We start from the raw sequence: 17,908 nt of genomic DNA on the forward strand, positions 1-17,908 counted from the left end.
CCGGGGCATCTGACGAATCCACATGCACCCGAATTCCTCAGAGGTGTCGTTAGCGGCTTCAATCCGCTGCTCAGTGGGCTTGGTGATCCGCTTGACTGTGTGTAATTGGGCATGGAGCCAATATCAGGCCCCCCAGGGAAAATCGGTGGCAAACCATGAGCGCAAAGCGTATCTTAACACCCGAGAAACACCGTCCTACTCGGCTAGTGCCTGTACGTACACAATTCTGCCAGTGGGATGTCGTCGGTCTATGGTTTGGTGGCGTCATCCGTTGCCTCGAAAGGAAAGAGTCCGTTGAAATGGTGGGACTGTGGGCATTTGAACGCAATTTGATTGTCGATCCACGCATCGCCGAATTTCCGCGAAGGTGTTTGTTCACTGGCGAGCCCGTGAACGCAATGACTTTGATGACGCTTGCGCAGGTCCAAGCCTCGAATCGTGGACCGCTTACGAGACTGGCTAAGCGGCAAATCAAACTGTCAATACCGGTCAGCCAAAACTTCCTTTGTAAACGCGCGGCGTGGAGCAAGAAAGTGCGTTTTGCACTCGTGACGTTTGGGAGCATTCTCACTGTCGCTGGCATTGCGATTCCGCTTTCGATGGGCATGAGAGGGGATGCGTTATGGTCAACGCTTTCGGTTGTCCTTGCGTTCTCTATACTTGCCCTGATTGTTGGAATTTGCTTTCCGTATCTAGATGACATGAATGGTTCAAAATACATCTCAGGCGTGCGTTTTCTCAAAGATGGTCGAATCCTGATCCCTGGAGTCCACGAGACGGTCCTCGGCAACTTGCCTGAGTTGAAACGGGGATTCTTTGATGGTTTCCTTGGCAACGAATCACTGAAGCCAAAGCAGGCACGGTAAGCATTGAATGGACGCAGCGCACGCGTCAACAGACGACTGCCGTGCCTACAATCCGTCGATGAGTGTTTGATTGCTAAGCTGCGTCCTGATCTCTCGTTCTGTGTCCCCACGCGGCGAGGCAGGACGTTTATAATTGCTCGATCGCTCGACTCCGATTCGATTCGCAACCAAACCCTGACTGCACTACGTATTGAGTTTACTCTTTTGCCATGGCGTGAACCTGAAGCGAAGCTTGAGTCGCTGCAGAAGAAATACGGCGAGTTCATCCAACCGCCCACGGATGAAGAATTTGAAGCGCTGGACTAGGCCATCACCAACACATGAGACATGCTTCGATTCCCATGGTTCCCGCTACTGCCGCAGCGACCTTCGGGGTCGACGAGCAATTTTGGACCGCACACTGCGGCGCGAGGCGAGACACGAGCGAACGGGTGAACTGGACGGCGAATTTGGCCAAAATTATCATCAAGTTATCACATTGTTCCTGATCACGCGGGCGGTTCACCCACGGAATCGTGCGTATAGCTGTCGCGTAGATTTCGATATTATTTTGGGCGATGGCGCGTGCCTCCCGCGCACGCGGTCTCTTCTAACTTAGTCAGGAACCTTGCGTCGAAACTGCCGTCCCGCAGCAACGATTTGACCACCGCATTGGCCTCCGCAACTTTGGGAAACACACTACCTTGAAAACGCTCAATAAAGTCTGCTTTGCCATCTGCATGATTTGCATTCTCTTTGCCGTTGTTACGTCGATCTCGATGATTTGGACGCCTGGGATTGACGAACTCAAATGGCGATTGCTGGCGACCGACGGCGTGGTCTTCCTAGGATCCGTTTCGACGATGACGGTTGCGAAAGCCTACGGTGGCAGACAAATGGACTGACGCCAACGCAATCCGCGGACGCATCGCTGCGTTGCTCGCTGAACCGGGTCACCGCGTTTGTCGGTGCTAGCGATTGCGTATGGCTGCACGACAGGGGCAAACACAGGGTCGCCACAATACCCAGGCTACACTGCATCAGGCCGGCGACACGTCGGACTCGATGCAACCGTCCACGCTGTGGCGAGCGTCGCTGCGAAACGGGAATGCCGAGGAGGATAAAAATCTTCTTAGCTGCGCGGTCGAGGTTTCGGTGGTATGATGGCGGCCGATCACTCCGATGGAAAGGCTCGCTCGAAAGAAGCAGAAGATGATGAAACGGTTTGTTTACCCAATCTTTACCGCAACGTTTTTGATTTGCTCCATTGCCGCCCCCCAAAACGGTGCGGCCCTACCGACGGTCATTGATCAACCGAGGAATCTTGACAAAGCCCGCAACCGCAATGTTCCGGTGACCTTTCACCTGCCGCAGCGGAAGGACGCCCAACCCTTAGTGTTGGTCTCGCACGGCGGGGCAGGCAGTCGCCATGCCATGTACGCACTTGCGTCAGAGATCGCACGACAGGATTATGTTGTCATGTGTCTGGAGCACGTCACCAGCAATACGGACGACATTCGCCGCCGCATGCGAAGCAAGGGGATTGGGTTTAAACAGGCATTGTTGGAATGCGGCGACGACATGACAGCAAGAAAAAACCGACCACTGGATGTGCGATTCGCGATCGATCTCGCCGAACGATTCAGCCGCGATGACGTCCGATTCCAAGGGCGTATCGATATGTCACGCATCGCGATCATCGGCCACTCCTACGGCGCCTATACCACGATGGTTTGTTGTGGGGCCAAGCCCGTCGGCATCGAGGAAGACCTTCGAGAATCTCGGATCAAGATGGGCATCGCGCTGAGCCCACTGAGCGCCAACGGCAACTTCTTTGATAAGAACAGCTTCTCGGAGGTCACTTGTCCGTTTGCCGGGATTTCCGGAACGCGAGACTTGTTGGGTAATGCCCACGCAGACTTTTTCAAACTCATGCCGAAAAACGATAAGCATTTGCTGTGGTTTCACGACGCAAGTCACCTCAGTTTTTCGGACCCCACCGGAGGTCCTCGATCGCTGATGCGGCCGGATACCGATGTCACCTCGGCGTTGAAGGTAATTGTCCCCAAAATTTTGGACCACTACATGCGTGGCGAACCGGCTCTCGATGAAACTGCACGAGTAAAACTTGTCGAACAGAGTCTTGGCGGGAAAGTCCACCGAATCGATTGGCAAGTAAACTGAGCAAACTTAGTCGGCAAGCTTTTCCACTGGAGTGACCAAGCGTTGCGTCGGACATCGGTTTACCGCCGGGTGAATTCGCTGGCGTCACAAAAAAGCGACTTGCCGCCTCTTACGATGCTCTAGATCGCCTCCGACCGCTGATCCAGCACGAAGCACCGCACGTCGACATGGCAGGAATCCTGGACGTTTGCGGGCACGCAATCGGTACTGCGTCCGACCGCACGCACTTTTTTGTTAGTCCACCTACACCGGAACGTTTTCGAACGTATGACTCGTGAGTTCCTTCCGACGATGTCGTCTTGCAAACGTCATCGCCGTGGTCGCCGCTTTTCAACTAATGACCTCGGCCACCGCAGGCGTTAGAATTACCAACACGGTTGAGTCGATTGCCGTCCGCTGCGGCGGACAACAACATGCTACGTTGAAACCATCGACGAAGCGAAAATTCCAGATTTGATCACTTCGGCGACTCGGTGATCATCGACATCATGCCATTTAATTTACGGCTATCCCAACATGGAACTCCCCCAGCTGATCATTCGCACTGCAGGCGAAAACCGCCGAATCGATGCCTTTGGCGACACCATGATTCTTCATTTAGGGGCGGACGACACCGATGGCCGGTTCTCGATGTGGACAGAAATTACACCTCCCGGTGGCGGTCCTCCAGCACATTTTCACGAGGATGAGGACGAATGGTTTTGGCCAATGTCGGGTAGCGCCGAGTTTTTTATTGACAACAAGTGGAAGACGGTTCCAGCGAAAACGGCCGTCTTCGCTCCTCGCAGATCGATCCATACCTTTCGCAACCCAAATTCAGAACCATTGGAAATGCTGATCCAAACGATGCCTGGTGGCTTTGAAAAATTCTTTTCAGAGTGTGCCGCTGAATTCAGCAAAGACTCGCCACCCGACATGGACACCATCGTAAAAATCAGTGCTCGCTACGGGATCTACTACGTAGAACAACCTGCAACAACGTAGTCATGCGTTAGCCACCCGACCTCATTAGTTGTGATTGCAAATCAAGGGACAAGCCATGCCGAATGCTGAACCCGTTCAACAATCCCTACTCAGGTGGATGTTTGCGTCGCTTGGTTTACCCTACGCGATCCTATTGCCGCTGGCAGGAATCGTATGCTTCCTGTTTGCACTAATCATTGTCGTCCGCGGTAAAGGACCGATGGCGGCGGCTGCATTGATCCTGGTCGTCCATGTACCACTGTTGATTGGCGTGTTTGCTGCCATCCAAGGAGCGATCGCTTCTTACACGGTGATTGCCATGAGTCCCGCGACGCCGAAACCTTCGGAGGTGGCTGCCGGCATCTCGACGGCACTGGTTGCACCGTTAGTCGGAATGCTATTGATGGTTCCGGGCTACATGACTGCTGTGCTTGGTGCATTCATCCGGTCGATGACAGCCAAAGCGGAAGCAACCGCTTTGACTAGACAGGGAGACAGGGAGACACGGAGTGAGGAGTGAGGAGTAAAGGAGTAGGCCGCGGGATGTTGCGGATGATGGACAGAAAGATGGGCGAGACAAAAAATGAGGCTTCGATGACGATTCGCGGTTGTGTTTGAACAATCCCGTTTTACTCATCTTTTATCCCCTCATCTTTTAACCTTCTATTGCACCGCCGGGTGAGGACGTCCGTGACTACCGATAGTCGTCGCACAGCGACCGGGGGGACAAATCGATACAGTCCGTTAGGATGACCGCAAAATGAACTGCCCTATTATTCTGCGTTTTAATCTATCTGTCGCACCAATGTTTCTGTCGTTATTTGTGGCCTGAATGATTTCACCACCTTGGAACAAACCGGCACCGGGCGACAACGGATCGATTCCAATTGCGACGCTCGCCAAAAACTTCGTTCGGTGATCGCCCCCGAGAAGAGAGGACAGAAAAATGGGTGCGACAGAGAAATGAGGCTTCGATGGCGATTCGCGAGAGTGCCTGGAACACTCGCGTTTCCCTCATCTTTTATCCCTGCATCTTTTAAACTCCTACTGCACCGCCGGGTGATGACGTCCGTGGCTGCCGCGAGTCGTCGCGTTGCGGACAGGGGGTAGGTGCATACGTAATGCACGAGGGACGTTGTGGCCGCTTCGCACCGCTGGGAAGCATGCGGCGTGGCAACGGCTGCTTAGAAGGTTGCTTCGCGTGGGAGCGTGACGCTGGTGACGATCTGGCGGCCGACGAAGTACTGTGGCGTGATGAACGAGTTCGCTGATGTGATCGGAACTGTCACCGTCACGGTGACCGATTCGGTGTCCGGTTTGATCGTCGAGGGACTGACATCCGCAGTCCCGCCACTGATGTCAACGAAACCCAATAGTTGCATCGCTGCCTGCTCGCACTCGGCCGACGTTGCACCGGGCACGATGCCTTGTCGAGCCCCTTCGTATGCGGCGTTGATCGCAGTGTTACGAATCATGTTCACCCGCGAGAATTCGATTCCTGCGAAAGTGAACAGCAGAAGGATGGGAAACGCGACGGCAAATTCGACCGTCACGGCTCCGCGACGGGACTTCCTCGAACAGGCGTTTTTCGAATGGGGCTTCCTCGAACGGGGCATCTTATGGCCTGGGGGTGTCGAGTACATCATTGAGTAAGAATCGAAATCGAGCCGGCGATCTTGCTAAACGCATCATTCAGTGTGGCGGCATCGGGCGCGTGAAAGTGGTAGCCTCCGCCCGCCACTGCGGCATCTTGCATGTCCTTGATGACGTTGGCCGGACACGAACCAAACGTAATCGTGTGCACCTTGATGCGATCGGCTGCGGCCGCGGCTGCCGCATCGGCCGGATGGACGCTGTTGGTGTAGGCACCGTCGGTCAACACAACCATGATCTTTTCGGCGGTCGAGCGAGCGCCGGATCCTGTGAGTTCAGATCGAGCGAGTGCCATCCCCGCGCTCGTTTCCGTGTTGCCACCCCACACGGTCGTTTTCAATTTATCCATTGCGGCGGTGATGCGGAAAAAATCCAGCGTCAGCGGCTGATCGAGCGTGACGTTTTGGTTAGTGACTCCGCAAGCGGTGTAGTTGCTCGAATAAGTTACGATCGACACTTGTTCTTCGGCGAGGGTGTCATTCATTTTTGCCATAAAGATCTTGATCGCGTCGTCCAGCGCAATCCAGCGGCTGTCCGACCAGGGGATATCGCATGAGCGAGGGTCGCCACTGCCCATCCCGGTGGCGTTATTGGAAACCGCGAGTTTCATCGAGCTCGATCGGTCCAACACCAAACAGATGTCGGCATTGATGAAACCGGCGGTTGCATCGGCAGTGGTGGCAAAGCCCTTGCCATTAAGCAGACTCGAGAAAAAAAGATCGACCTCGCCATCCGGAGCGTCGGCGGTACGGCGACCGTTGACTTGCACCGCGTTCATTGGCGTTCCACTTGCTTTGAATGACCACTTTCCCGTGGTAGAGCGGACCGTATTTCCAAAAACAAAATCGGAATCGTCAAGGCTCAGCCCGTTGCCGGCAACCGTGTTGGCGCTGGCGATTTGTTTTCCTTTGGCGATCGCGCGTGCCTTGTCGCCAGTTTCCGCCAGTTCGGACGACGCAGCTTTCGCGGCCAAGTCCGTTGCGGCGCGTAATTCGGCTCGCGTCAATTGCATGTAGGCCAGGTCGACCGAGAACCCCAGCAACAACATCAACACGGGCAGCATGATGACAAAGACGACCGCGGTTGCGCCTCGGCGACAACGAGCCAACTTGATTCGGTACTTTAAGCTTGCAGGTTTCATCGCGATCCCATGGATTATTGTTTGATGGCCGTCAAACGGCTGGACACCGTTTTTGCAAAACCGAACAGTTGAGGACCAACGACATTTCCGTTGGCGGCTGCTTGAACCGTCACGGTGACGGTATCACCGCGAGCCAACGAGCTGTAAGCGGCACCTTCGGAACCGGCTACCGACACATCCGAAGGCGTCACGCCACGAGACGCCAGTGTCGCATTGATTCGGTCGAGCACTTGCGACTGCGTCGAATCGGGTTTCAAGGCAATCAGAGCTCCCTCGTAAGCGGATTCGCAGACGATTTGCTTCATTGCGATCATGTTGCAAGCTTCGATCGACGCGAACACGATTAGGAACAGAACTGGCATGCAAACGGCCAATTCCACCATCGCCGTTCCGCTTCTGCGTCGTTTTTTACATCTACACACAGGTCGATGTCCCGGATTAAAAAAGCGAATGGATCGATCACGCGATCGACCGCAAACTGACTTATTAAAAAACCTGACGATCAGCTCGCCCCGGAAAATTGCTGAAAAAGCGACAGGTGACATGAAATATCTACGTTACGCGGCAGCGTGCGGCACGTAGGGATAAGGCAAACAATGCGGGCAATCACGCACGACCGTGGGGTTTTAACGGTCGCATCGATCAAATGGGCTAGAGCAGCCCATTGAGAGGGAAGTCACCGTGGTGCGAACCATTGCAACCGCGAGAGGACGGAGAAGCGGAACTCGGCGATAAACGGAATGGCGTGGGGACCGCGTTTTCGGGGCGAATCAGAAATCGTGGGGGCGGATCAGGAAGCTTTTCGCGAGCGGTATTCTTGATACGCATCACGATCGAAGACAAAATCGAGCGACGGAATGAAGCTCAGTTCATGTCCTCCGAATTTCCGTTTGAACGAGCTGAAATCAGCCCATTCGTCGTCGACCGCGTCAATCGGCGAAACGCCGTAAAAATCATACCACCTGTACCCCAACGCTTTCGCGTGCAACATCACTTCGAAATGAAGCAGGTAAGGCGCCATCACGTTGCGATGGGAAAGTTGCGTGCCGCCGTATTTGTAAGTCGCAGTGTCACCGGCGAAAAGAATCAGAACCGTTGCCAGTCGTATGCCTTGATACTCCGCAAAGAAGAGTTTGGCGTGACCCGAATCAAATAGATTTGCTGCCAGAATGTCAAAATACTCTCTGGAGTGCTGCGAGATGTTCTTGCGGTCGACGGTTCCTTGGTACAAACGCATGAAATCGTCGATCGCCGCAGCGGAATTGTCTTGCACGATCGAAACGTCATGCCGACGGGCAAGCCGGATGTTGTACCGCCCCTTGGTCTTCATTTGGCTGAGGATAGCGTCTTCGGGCATCGTCAAATCGACACACAACGTGTTTCGCGGTTCGTGCCAATGGCCCGACGGTTGAAAACCTTTGACGAAATCAGGTTGGCTTGACCATCGCGGCTCGAGACACAGGTGGCTGACCACGGATGACGAGTTTTTCTGCTGGTCGTCGATGTACTGCATCATCGCTTCGAACAAATCGGCCGCATCCGCGGGGTCTTCGGGAAGCACGGGGCCGTGGGGCAGATAGTAGAAACATTTTCCAGGTGCAAACGTTTTCACCAACACGTTCGCCCCACCACAAATCACGCCATCATCGCTGGCGGCAAACCCGAAACCGCTCCAACCGCGACGTTTTAGAAAGTCAATCCACCAAGAGTATTGTTTGTGGCCGATGTCGGGACGCTGTTCTGCTAAGAACCGATCCCACTCGCTGATCGAGCGAGTTGCCTCGGGCTGCTGTATCATGTTGTCGAAGTTGTTGTATCAATGCCGGCTAAAAAAATGCAGCGTCGCAGCGAGAGCACGAGAGCCTTAAAACCCGTTCGCATTTTGGACCAGATTAATGGGGCACTCATCAAAGTGCAACTTTTCGTCGCGAGCCCAAGATGTTTTGGGCACCGCCGGCGATGTTTCCCAGCAAGCCTGCGATGCTTCCCGGCGAGCCTCCGATGTTTTCCAGCAAGCCTCCGATGCTTCCCAGCGAGCCTCCGATGTTTCTCAGCAAGCGCCGAGTGGTTGCTGGATCCAGGGTCGCCGAGGATGGCATTGACACCCGTGTTCGGATCGAGGCTGCCGATCCGCGATCAGCAATCGGTTTTCCCGATTTGTCGCACCGACGGGGCTTCGACGACGGGTGCAAGACCATGAAAACGGGGCGAAGTGGACTTTCGCTGCCGCTTCGCGTACGATGGAGTCACCCGCAGAGGTTTGCGCGAGACGTGGTTTGCTGATTCGTTTTCACGATCACGCTCGCCCGTATTGCTGCTTTTCCTGCCAAACGCATCGATTGCGTGGGCGACGTTCCACCGCATCGAACGTCGTGACCAACACCCCCAATGCTTCTTGGTCGCACTTTTTGACGAGCTTGGACGCTCATGAATCATGAGGCCACGTTGCTCGCAAAGACGAAAAGTACTGCAAAATGAGTGGGAATAAATCGACCACCTCGACGACGCAAGCCAACGGCAATGTTTGTCCCATCTGTGGCAAACGGGCCTATTCCAAGGGGGGAATCCATCCTCAGTGTGCGGTCCTGCAGGCCGACGCGGCACGAACCGAAGAATTGAAGGCGCAGCGGAAATTGGATGCCGAAACGCCGAAAGAGTCGTCGTGGTCGAAGAAGAAGTGCCCAAAATGCTCTAATGAGCTTCATGTGCGTAAGAAGGTCTGCGATTGTGGGCATGCGTTCTTTTAGCCCCCTGCCGCCCCAAACTCGAACTGCGTCAATCCGAGCTGCCTCGGTTTATTAGCCCTGCCGTCGTTTGCCGCATTTTCCGCGGCGTGACGGCGGCCTTCGCCCGATCCGAGAGGCGTTCCCGCTAGGCGACCAGCCAGAGCGTGCTGCTGCGGCCGCGATGTGGGTTCCGCGACTTGTTCCCCCTCGTTTCCGCGGGTAACATTCTCGACATGAACGAAGAAATTCTGAAAAAACGCCGCCAACTGCTCCGCAACCTCGTCGTGATGGCGTTTGCCGACGGCTCGCTTGGCGAACGAGAGATCAATCTTGTCGCAGACCGCTGCGTGGACCTCGGGTTGGACGAATATGATCTGCAGAAAGCGATCGAGTTCGGACTTGGCGATGATGCCACATTGGAGCTGCCGACCGAAAAGGATCAGCGTTACGAACTATTGCAAGAATTGATCCGCATGATGGCGGCCGATGGAACGCTTGCCGAAGCCGAGAAACGTTTATTCGCGTTGGCCGCCGTGAAGATGGAATTGACCGAGGACGAAGTCAACGAAATCATCAGCCGCACCGTCAAAAAAACATCGTAGAACAGAGCAGCTTGATTTAGTGGCCCGCATCCTCATTACCTCTGGCCCGACCCGGCAATACCTGGATCCCGTTCGCTATTTGACGAATGCGTCGAGCGGTCGGATGGGGGCTGCTCTTACCAAAGCCGCGATCGATGCTGGCCACGATGTGGTCGTCGTATCGGGGCCCGTCAGCGTCGCCTATCCCGCGGCGGCAACCGTGATTCCCGTCGTCACAACGGACGAGATGTTAGCCGCCGCTGTCGAAGCGTTTGATTCGTGTGACGGCGCGATCGGCGCAGCCGCGCCGTGTGATTACATGCCGCGGTTGGTTTCCTCGCAAAAGATCGCCAAGACGGGCGAACCGCTGCGTTTGGAATTGATCGAAACCGCCGACGTCGTCGCCACGCTGGGGCAACGCAAACGAGACGACCAATGGGTGGTCGGGTTTGCCTTGGAAACCGAAGATCGGCGTTTCCGCGCGACGGTAAAACTGGAATCAAAACATTGTGATTTGATGGTCAGCAATGGCCCACAAGCGATCGATTCGAACCAGAACGATGTGGAGTTACTCGATGCCCGCGGGAACGTGATCGCCGAAATTCATGGCGACAAAGAATTTGTGGCTGACGAATTAGTACGGCACATCAGCGAACAATTGACGCATCGCGGTGCGAAACCACAATAACCGGAAAGAACAACGAATGGATATAAGCACGACCCTCGGCCGTTTGACGCTGAAAAACCCGATCATGGTGGCCTCGGGAACGTTTGGCTATGCACGTGAAATGGAAGGCATTGTCGATGTGCCACGGCTCGGTGCGGTGCTGCCCAAAACGATCACCGCCGAACCCCGCATCGGCAACGCGCCGTGGCGAACGGTCGAAACCTCGGCCGGCCTACTGAATGCCATTGGGTTGGACAATGACGGCGTCGATGCGTTCCTAGAAAACCATTTGCCTTACTTGCGTGAGATCGGGACGTCGATCGTCGTCAGCGTGGCGGGACGAACACAAGACGATTTTGTTTCGCTGGCAGAACGAGTCGGCAACAGCGACGGAGTTGCCGCGATCGAATTGAATTTGTCGTGCCCGAATGTCAGCGGTGGCATCGATTTCGGCACCAATGCCGCCTCGTGTTTGGGCGTGGTCAAAGCCGCACGTGAAGCGTGCAACGTCCCCATCTTGGCAAAATTGACACCCAATGTGACACGAATCGCCGACATCGCGCAAGCCGCAGCCGACGGGGGCGCGGACGCCGTGTGTTTGATCAACACGGTGCTGGGGATGGCGGTCAATTGGCGGACTCGAAAACCGATGCTTGGCAACGGCATGGGCGGACTCAGCGGACCTGCGATCAAACCCATTGCACTGCGATGCGTTCACCAAGTCGCGTCGGCCGTCAAGATCCCGATTATCGGCATCGGTGGCATCGCTTCGATCGATGATGTCATGCAGTTCTTGGTGACGGGCGCCAGTGCAGTCCAAATTGGGACCGCGAACTACTACGACCCCACCGTCTCGACTCGTCTGGTCGATCAATTGCCCGCGGCGTTGGCTGAAATCAACGCGTCGAGCGTCAGCGAAATCGTCGGCACGCTCGGCAAGTAAGCAAGATTTGCAGCGACGCATCACCCCACCAGCGGGGCAAAGGACGTTGGAATATTTGCCCGCTAAAAATTGTCTGTGATTCGTTCCGCGAGGTTACTAAGAGCACGAATTTGACGGTTACCGCCGCGTCCCACTGGTTTTAAGCCGGCATTGGAGCGGTTTACAATGGAAAACACTAATGCAAGCATTCCGGCGAGTCGACGTTCGCTATTCTAGAGGGATGTTTTGAGTATGCTCAAATTGCTAGTTTGTATTCACTCGAACTTCCCACAGCAGGGAACCCCTCGGCAGGGGAGACAATAAGCAGCGCGACCGCAACCCGAGGTCGCCTTTATCAACCATGAACCTTCTTGGCGGTAATGCGCAAGTGGACCTAAAAGAATTCTTTGGCAATCAATCGCCACCGAGAGATCACTATATCTCGATTCTAAGGTTCTGGGCCGAGCATCGACCTCATGAGCCTGCGTTTCTGTTTACGGATGTCGAATCATCCGAACAAACGATCACGTATTCGCAGTTATGGGAAGAGGTTCGTGCGCTGGCGGGTTATTTGCAGGATCGTTGCCGGATCCGCAGCGGCGACCGTATTTTGTTGCTGTATCCCCCGTGTCTCGAGTTTGTGATTGGTTTTTTCGCGTGCCATGCTGCCGGCGCGATCGCGGTTCCCGCCTATCCTCCTCGTCGCAACCGTAAAGCGTCGCGAATCCGTTCGATTGTGGTGGACGCCGATACACGTTGGGCGCTGTCGACCAAGGCGATCGTCGAACAACTGTCCGGCGACCAGAAACATGACGACTTGGTCGGTTTGCAGTTGCTCGGCACCGACGATCCGGCGTGCCGATTGGCGGACAAGTGGCGAATGCCCAAGATCAACCGCGACTCGCTTGGCGTGTTGCAATACACATCCGGGTCAACCGGATCGCCCAAGGGCGTGATGTTGACTCAGGGGAACTTGATCGCCAACAGCGAGTTGATTCTGCAAGCGTTTGAACCGGATGCAGATGTCACGGGGATGTCATGGCTTCCGACCTATCACGACATGGGGTTGGTCGGTGGCATTTTGATGCCGATGTTTATCGGACGCAGCGATGTGTTGATGAGCCCGATGACCTTCTTGCAACGTCCTGCGCGATGGTTGCAGGGGATTTCCAAGTATGGGGTTACGATCAGCGGCGGACCTAATTTCGCGTACCAGTTGTGCGTCGATAAGATCGCCGACGAAGAACTCGAAGGGGTCGATCTATCGAAATGGGAGATCGCGTTCAACGGTGCCGAACCGATTCGTGTTTCGACCATCGACGCGTTTGCGAAGCGTTTTGAAAAGTTTGGTTTCCGCCGCGAAGCGTTCTTGCCCTGTTACGGGATGGCTGAAACCACGTTGCTGGTGACCGGCGGCCCGATTGAAACGCGACCGGTCGTGACCACGTTCAGCGGCAGTGCGCTTGATGCCAAGAAGGTCAAAGTGGTTGCCGAAACTGATGACTCGGCTCGACGGCTCGTGGGCTGCGGGCGAGTGCTGCCTGAAGAAACCGTGATCATCGTCGATCCTGAGACGCGGATGCCGATGGCACACGACGAGATTGGCGAGATTTGGATCCAAAGCCCATCGGTCGGCCAAGGCTATTACCAGCGAGGCGATGCCACCGAGCAAACCTTCTTTGCACGTACCGCTGACCAGAAGGGTCCGTTTTTACGATCGGGCGACCTCGGTTTTTTGCACGACAATCAGCTTTATGTCTCCGGCCGACTGAAGGACATGATTATTGTCCGCGGCGTGAATCGATACCCGCAAGACATCGAAGAAACGGTCGAGCGTGCCAGCGACGCGGTGCAAGCGGGATCGGTCGCAGCGTTTGCGATGGAATACGAAGGACGCGAGCAATTGGTGATCGTTGCCGAAACCGTCCGTCTGCGTGACCTGGACTGGGACGCACACTTGCAAGCGATTCGCCGCGCCGTCACCGCGGACCATGAGTTACCCCCGGACGCGGTTTATTTGGTTCGCAACAGCAGCGTCCCCAAAACCAGCAGTGGCAAGATCCAGCGTCACGCATGTTTGCATGCGGTCCGTGACGGCGACATGAAGATGATCGCAAAATGGGTGCGTTGGGAAGAGGAAACGACACACAACGACGGTGAATTGCAGCCGATGATGCAAGCGGCTGCGGCGGGGGGCCAGAAAGGCAAGATTGATCTGAGTGACGTCAACGACTCCGTCGCCGAAGCGATCAAACAGCACATTCGCCAAGTCGCCGGCGAGCGTGCTCGAGTTTTGGACCTGGACACCAATATCGTGTTGGATCTTGGTTTGGACAGTCTCGAGCGGCTTGAAATCGCACGCAACTTGGAACGGACGTTTGGCGGGCGTTTTCCCGAGCAAGTGCTCGATGAAATCGAAACCGTTGGCCAAACCGCCTTGGCGATCCAGCGATACCTGCCGCCTGGGGGCGAATTTCGCGCGGTCGCGTTTTTGGACAATGGCGAATTCCAACCCGCATCGACTAGCACCGCAAACGCGTTTGGCAGCTATGCCAATGTGGTTCCCACGGTCGAACCCGAGGACGACGTGTCTCAATTCGCCGAATACCGGCGATTGAAGACGACGATGCAGCAGATGCAGATGACCGGGGTTCCGAACCCCTACTTTACCGTCCATGACGGCATCGTTCGGGACGTCACCGTCATTGACGGCAAAGAATACATCAGCTTTGCCAGCTACAACTACTTGGGCATGAGCGGGCATCCGCGAGTGACCGAAGCCGCGGCCGAAGCGGTACGCAAATACGGCACAAGCGTCTCAGCAAGCCGTTTGGTCTCGGGTGAAAAACCGATCCATCGCGAATTGGAAGATGCGATTGCCAAATGGGTCGGCGTCGACGCGTCGATTTTGATGGTCGGTGGGCACGCCACCAACGAAACCACGATTGGACACTTGGTCGGTTCGGGCGACTTGATTCTGCATGATTCATTGGCACACAACAGTATCGTGCAGGGTGCATTGCTGTCCGGCGCACGCCGCCGTCCGTTCCCCCACAATGACTACGAAGCACTCGATCGGATGTTGACCGAGATGCGAAGCCAGTACCGCCGGGTGCTGATCGTGATCGAAGGCGTCTACAGCATGGACGGCGACTTTGCCGACGTGCCGAAGTTTGTCGAGGTCAAGAAAAAGCATCGAGCGATGTTGATGGTCGACGAGGCTCACAGCTTTGGCACGATGGGAAAAACGGGCCGTGGGATCGCCGAACATTTCGGCATGGACGCTCGCGATGTTGATATCTGGATGGGCACGCTAAGCAAATCGGCGGCTTCGTGTGGCGGCTATATCGCGGGCAGCACGGCATTGATCGAGCTGCTGAAATATACCGCGCCAGGATTTGTGTTTAGTGTCGGGATGCCGCCAGCCCAGGTCGCTGCGGCGATTGCGTCACTGCAAACCTTGCAAGATGAACCCGAACGCGTCGAAACGCTTCGCAAGCGGAGCGAATTGTTCCTGTCGCTCTGTAAAGAAGCAGGGCTGGATACGGGCGATAGCGGGGGGACTCCGGTCGTTCCAATCATCACCGGCAATTCGATGGTGGCGTTGCGTTTGTCGCATCGGCTGAAAGGGGACGGGATCAATGTGCAGCCGATTCTGTATCCGGCCGTGGACGAATCAGCGGCACGGCTGCGATTCTTTATCACGTGCGAGCATACCGAGGAACAGATTCGTTTCACCGTCGCTCGCACCGCGGCTCATTTGTCGGAACTCGGCTTTGATCGCCAAGTGGTCGCTGCGAGCCGTTAAGTCCCCCACAGGAACGACGTCTCAAACGAACGTCTGATAGCGAAAGCGGCAGCGACGTTGTGGGAATGCAAGTTCAATCGAAACTTGCCGCGATTTCCGTGCCGCCAAAAATTTCTCGACAAGCGTCTTGGAATGCTCTAACATCGAGTTTGCCCTTGCGACGTGAATCATGTCGCTTAGAATCAGTAGACGGCGACGATGTTTAGAATTGGCGCATAGGAAGCACGATCGGGCGTGTTTCCGCTAAACATCTCCAATTCGCTCAATTCCCCCCCACGAACCAGGAGACTGCATTGCTTACTGAAGCGACGATCGAGAAAATGTTTCGTACATTGATGAACGATCCCAACCGTAGCGACGAAAATTTTGACAAGGCTGAAGAGTTGCTCGAAGATGAACTTCGTGCAGAAAGCCCTCTTCGCCACCGCTTGACAGTGGAGCTCGAAGAACTTCGCTCAGCCGCTGCAAAGAGCTAGGTAACGATTCGCATTGCGAATCCGATGCGTCATCCGATGCAAGAATGGGTAGATTAGACTTCGAGTCTGTCGGTGTCTTTTTCACGATCGTCTTGAAGCCTATCCTACCCAGCTTTTTTCTCTCCTGCCGACTCTATTTGTCCTTGCCCAAACGCTTGCGAATCTCTTCTATTCGCGTTCTCAGAGTTTGCTCGAAACCGCGATCAACCGGTTCGTAGTACGTCCGATCGACGCCGAGGTAGTCTTGTTCGGCGACACCACCCTCGGCATTGTGACTGTACTGATACCCTTCGCCATGCCCCATCGATTTGGCGCCGCCGTAGTGAGCGTCACGCAGATGCTTTGGTACGGGGACGACCTGCTTTTCACGCACGTCTTTGCGTGCGGCACTGATCGCCGCGGTGGCTGCATTACTCTTAGGTGCCAACGCTAAATAGGCGACTGTTTGGCTGAGCGTCAATTGGCTTTCGGGAAGCCCGACGAACTCACATGCTTGCATCGCCGACACCGCCATGGTCAATGCCGCGGGGTCAGCATTGCCAATGTCCTCGCTTGCCAAAATCACCAAACGTCGACATAGAAACCGGATGTCTTCGCCCCCTTCGAGCATACGAGCGAGCCAGTACACGCTGGCGTCGACATCGCTGCCACGAATGCTTTTGATCAAGGCGCTGGACAGGTCATAGTGATCGTCGCCCGTTGCATCGTAGCCGCTCAGCCGGCTGCCGATCGATTCGACGATCGTTTCGCGTGTGACCTTCGGGTTGTTTTTGCCGCTACTGCGAACAGCGATCTCTAAAGTCGATAGAGCACGACGGGCATCGCCTTCACACGCTTGGCTCAAATAGACAATCGCATCCTCGTCGACTTGTGGTTTCAATTCGCCGAGCCCGCATTCATTATCGCGGAGCGCTCGCTCAATCAGCGTGCGAATTTCCTCGGGCGTCAGCGACTCGAGTCCAAACAATTGACTACGCGACAACAGCGCTCCGTTGACAGCGAAATAGGGATTGCTGGTCGTCGCCCCAATGAGCGACACGATGCCTTCTTCGACATCCGGCAACAACGCGTCTTGCTGGCTCTTGCTGAAGCGATGAATCTCGTCGACAAACAGGATCGGCCTCGCTCCGCCAGCGGAAACGAGATCACGTGCCCACGCGAGCACTTCGCGGAGCTCTTTGACCCCGCTGGTGACGGCGCTGACCGTCCGCAGTTTGCTGCCGGTCTCGTGGGCTAACAAATGGGCCAGCGTCGTCTTGCCGGTACCAGGTGGCCCGTAAAGAATGATCGAACCGAGTCGCCGAGCGTCGATCATTCGTCGCAACAGTTTCCCATCGCCTAGGATTTGATGCTGACCAATGAACTCGCTGAGCGTTTGGGGACGCATGCGAGCGGCGAGCGGTTGAGCCAATTTTAGGTTATCCTCTTCGGCATCAGCGAATAGGGAGCGGCTTTCAGGCATGTCGAAGAGACTCGGTAAGCAATGAGAAAATGGGTAAACGAACGATGCTCGTAACATTGGCGGTCACGATCACCATCGTGCTAATCATTATCGTGGCGGCATTGTTGCGAATTGACAACTGGAGTCGCGATTTCACCGAGAATTCGGCCGCCGTGGAAGCCGATTTTGCTGATCCGGTCAGCACGATCGATTCCAGGCTGCAGCAGTGGATCGCGGACCAATCTCGCTGGGACATCCAATCAAAAACCGAGTCCGACGGAACCATCGAGTACGAAATCACGCGGACCACGCCAGTTTTTCGCTTTGTCGACGATATCGAAATCCGCTTGGTGCTTGGCGATGACGGCACGAACACTCGCATCACTGCAACGAGTCAATCGCGTGTCGGCAAGGGCGATCTCGGACAAAACCCTCGCAACTTGTCCGAATTACTCAAAGCATTGCAAATGCCAAGCGAGTGAGAACAACGCGCCGGAGACG

Annotated in this window: 18 protein-coding genes; 13 read left to right on the plus strand and 5 right to left on the minus strand. The window is 55.4% G+C overall.

The window, feature by feature from the left end:
• Window positions 1–398: 398 nt before the first annotated feature.
• The 6 genes from ABEA92_RS01325 (at window position 399) to ABEA92_RS01350 (ending at window position 4,512) form a co-directional block, all read left to right on the plus strand.
• A complete protein-coding gene (locus ABEA92_RS01325; RefSeq protein WP_345681955.1) occupies window positions 399–866 on the plus strand; it encodes a hypothetical protein in 468 nt (155 codons plus the stop codon).
• 66 nt (window positions 867–932) lie between these two features.
• Window positions 933–1,172 carry a hypothetical protein gene (locus tag ABEA92_RS01330; protein WP_345681956.1) on the plus strand — a complete coding sequence of 80 codons (240 nt, stop codon included), beginning with the start codon at window positions 933–935 and terminating at the stop codon, window positions 1,170–1,172.
• A 452-nt stretch (window positions 1,173–1,624) separates the two neighbouring features.
• Window positions 1,625–1,750, plus strand: coding sequence for a hypothetical protein (locus ABEA92_RS01335; RefSeq protein WP_345681957.1), 126 nt, complete (start codon window positions 1,625–1,627; stop codon window positions 1,748–1,750).
• A 307-nt stretch (window positions 1,751–2,057) separates the two neighbouring features.
• Window positions 2,058–3,029, plus strand: a complete 972-nt coding sequence (locus ABEA92_RS01340; protein WP_345681958.1) for an alpha/beta hydrolase family protein — start codon at window positions 2,058–2,060, stop codon at window positions 3,027–3,029.
• Between the two features lie 516 nt (window positions 3,030–3,545).
• Window positions 3,546–4,013 (plus strand): cupin domain-containing protein, encoded by a 468-nt coding sequence (locus ABEA92_RS01345; protein ID WP_345681959.1) that lies wholly within the window; start codon window positions 3,546–3,548, stop codon window positions 4,011–4,013.
• Between the two features lie 55 nt (window positions 4,014–4,068).
• Window positions 4,069–4,512: a hypothetical protein gene (locus ABEA92_RS01350; RefSeq protein WP_345681960.1), complete on the plus strand. Its 444-nt coding sequence runs from the start codon at window positions 4,069–4,071 to the stop codon at window positions 4,510–4,512.
• 664 nt (window positions 4,513–5,176) lie between these two features.
• Here the strand turns inward: ABEA92_RS01350 and ABEA92_RS01355 are convergent.
• From ABEA92_RS01355 to ABEA92_RS01370, 4 genes are all read right to left on the minus strand, one after another.
• Window positions 5,177–5,545 carry a TadE/TadG family type IV pilus assembly protein gene (locus ABEA92_RS01355; RefSeq protein ID WP_345681961.1) on the minus strand — a complete coding sequence of 123 codons (369 nt, stop codon included), beginning with the start codon at window positions 5,543–5,545 and terminating at the stop codon, window positions 5,177–5,179.
• An 89-nt stretch (window positions 5,546–5,634) separates the two neighbouring features.
• Window positions 5,635–6,786, minus strand: a complete 1,152-nt coding sequence (locus ABEA92_RS01360) for a VWA domain-containing protein (RefSeq protein ID WP_345681962.1) — start codon at window positions 6,784–6,786, stop codon at window positions 5,635–5,637.
• 14 nt (window positions 6,787–6,800) lie between these two features.
• Window positions 6,801–7,331 (minus strand): TadE/TadG family type IV pilus assembly protein, encoded by a 531-nt coding sequence (locus ABEA92_RS01365; protein ID WP_345681963.1) that lies wholly within the window; start codon window positions 7,329–7,331, stop codon window positions 6,801–6,803.
• Window positions 7,332–7,576: 245 nt separating this feature from the next.
• Window positions 7,577–8,584 (minus strand): lipid II:glycine glycyltransferase FemX, encoded by a 1,008-nt coding sequence (locus ABEA92_RS01370; RefSeq protein WP_345681964.1) that lies wholly within the window; start codon window positions 8,582–8,584, stop codon window positions 7,577–7,579.
• Between the two features lie 676 nt (window positions 8,585–9,260).
• Here ABEA92_RS01370 and ABEA92_RS01375 point away from each other — a divergent pair.
• From ABEA92_RS01375 to ABEA92_RS01400, 6 genes are all read left to right on the plus strand, one after another.
• Entirely contained in the window at window positions 9,261–9,533 is a 273-nt protein-coding gene (locus tag ABEA92_RS01375) for a hypothetical protein (RefSeq protein WP_345681965.1), read from the plus strand.
• Between the two features lie 212 nt (window positions 9,534–9,745).
• The gene (locus ABEA92_RS01380; RefSeq protein ID WP_345681966.1) at window positions 9,746–10,114 is read left to right on the plus strand and encodes a tellurite resistance TerB family protein; all 369 of its coding nucleotides are present in this window, start codon (window positions 9,746–9,748) and stop codon (window positions 10,112–10,114) included.
• Between the two features lie 19 nt (window positions 10,115–10,133).
• Window positions 10,134–10,781: a phosphopantothenoylcysteine decarboxylase domain-containing protein gene (locus tag ABEA92_RS01385; protein ID WP_345681967.1), complete on the plus strand. Its 648-nt coding sequence runs from the start codon at window positions 10,134–10,136 to the stop codon at window positions 10,779–10,781.
• Between the two features lie 16 nt (window positions 10,782–10,797).
• Window positions 10,798–11,703, plus strand: coding sequence for a dihydroorotate dehydrogenase (locus ABEA92_RS01390; protein ID WP_345681968.1), 906 nt, complete (start codon window positions 10,798–10,800; stop codon window positions 11,701–11,703).
• Window positions 11,704–12,043: 340 nt separating this feature from the next.
• Window positions 12,044–15,490, plus strand: a complete 3,447-nt coding sequence (locus ABEA92_RS01395; RefSeq protein ID WP_345681970.1) for an aminotransferase class I/II-fold pyridoxal phosphate-dependent enzyme — start codon at window positions 12,044–12,046, stop codon at window positions 15,488–15,490.
• Window positions 15,491–15,810: 320 nt separating this feature from the next.
• Entirely contained in the window at window positions 15,811–15,966 is a 156-nt protein-coding gene (locus ABEA92_RS01400; protein ID WP_345681971.1) for a hypothetical protein, read from the plus strand.
• A 133-nt stretch (window positions 15,967–16,099) separates the two neighbouring features.
• Here ABEA92_RS01400 and ABEA92_RS01405 read toward each other — a convergent pair whose 3' ends face one another.
• Entirely contained in the window at window positions 16,100–17,428 is a 1,329-nt protein-coding gene (locus ABEA92_RS01405; protein WP_345681973.1) for a replication-associated recombination protein A, read from the minus strand.
• A gap of 44 nt (window positions 17,429–17,472) precedes the next feature.
• Here ABEA92_RS01405 and ABEA92_RS01410 point away from each other — a divergent pair, with 44 nt between their 5' ends.
• Window positions 17,473–17,889 carry a DUF1499 domain-containing protein gene (locus ABEA92_RS01410; RefSeq protein ID WP_345681974.1) on the plus strand — a complete coding sequence of 139 codons (417 nt, stop codon included), beginning with the start codon at window positions 17,473–17,475 and terminating at the stop codon, window positions 17,887–17,889.
• Window positions 17,890–17,908: the final 19 nt, after the last annotated feature.

Origin of the sequence: Novipirellula caenicola (genome assembly GCF_039545035.1) — a bacterium.
GTDB lineage: Bacteria > Planctomycetota > Planctomycetia > Pirellulales > Pirellulaceae > Novipirellula > Novipirellula caenicola.

Coding starts and splice junctions, on each gene's coding strand:
- ABEA92_RS01365 (WP_345681963.1), bottom strand. CDS start 7,331: ATGTCACCTGTCGCTTTTTCAGCAATTTTCCGGGGCGAGCTGATCGTC.
- ABEA92_RS01340 (WP_345681958.1), top strand. CDS start 2,058: ATGATGAAACGGTTTGTTTACCCAATCTTTACCGCAACGTTTTTGATT.
- ABEA92_RS01350 (WP_345681960.1), top strand. CDS start 4,069: ATGCCGAATGCTGAACCCGTTCAACAATCCCTACTCAGGTGGATGTTT.
- ABEA92_RS01390 (WP_345681968.1), top strand. CDS start 10,798: ATGGATATAAGCACGACCCTCGGCCGTTTGACGCTGAAAAACCCGATC.
- ABEA92_RS01335 (WP_345681957.1), top strand. CDS start 1,625: ATGATTTGGACGCCTGGGATTGACGAACTCAAATGGCGATTGCTGGCG.
- ABEA92_RS01360 (WP_345681962.1), bottom strand. CDS start 6,786: ATGAAACCTGCAAGCTTAAAGTACCGAATCAAGTTGGCTCGTTGTCGC.
- ABEA92_RS01395 (WP_345681970.1), top strand. CDS start 12,044: ATGAACCTTCTTGGCGGTAATGCGCAAGTGGACCTAAAAGAATTCTTT.
- ABEA92_RS01345 (WP_345681959.1), top strand. CDS start 3,546: ATGGAACTCCCCCAGCTGATCATTCGCACTGCAGGCGAAAACCGCCGA.
- ABEA92_RS01405 (WP_345681973.1), bottom strand. CDS start 17,428: ATGCCTGAAAGCCGCTCCCTATTCGCTGATGCCGAAGAGGATAACCTA.
- ABEA92_RS01410 (WP_345681974.1), top strand. CDS start 17,473: ATGCTCGTAACATTGGCGGTCACGATCACCATCGTGCTAATCATTATC.
- ABEA92_RS01325 (WP_345681955.1), top strand. CDS start 399: ATGACTTTGATGACGCTTGCGCAGGTCCAAGCCTCGAATCGTGGACCG.
- ABEA92_RS01370 (WP_345681964.1), bottom strand. CDS start 8,584: ATGATACAGCAGCCCGAGGCAACTCGCTCGATCAGCGAGTGGGATCGG.
- ABEA92_RS01375 (WP_345681965.1), top strand. CDS start 9,261: ATGAGTGGGAATAAATCGACCACCTCGACGACGCAAGCCAACGGCAAT.
- ABEA92_RS01400 (WP_345681971.1), top strand. CDS start 15,811: ATGTTTCGTACATTGATGAACGATCCCAACCGTAGCGACGAAAATTTT.
- ABEA92_RS01380 (WP_345681966.1), top strand. CDS start 9,746: ATGAACGAAGAAATTCTGAAAAAACGCCGCCAACTGCTCCGCAACCTC.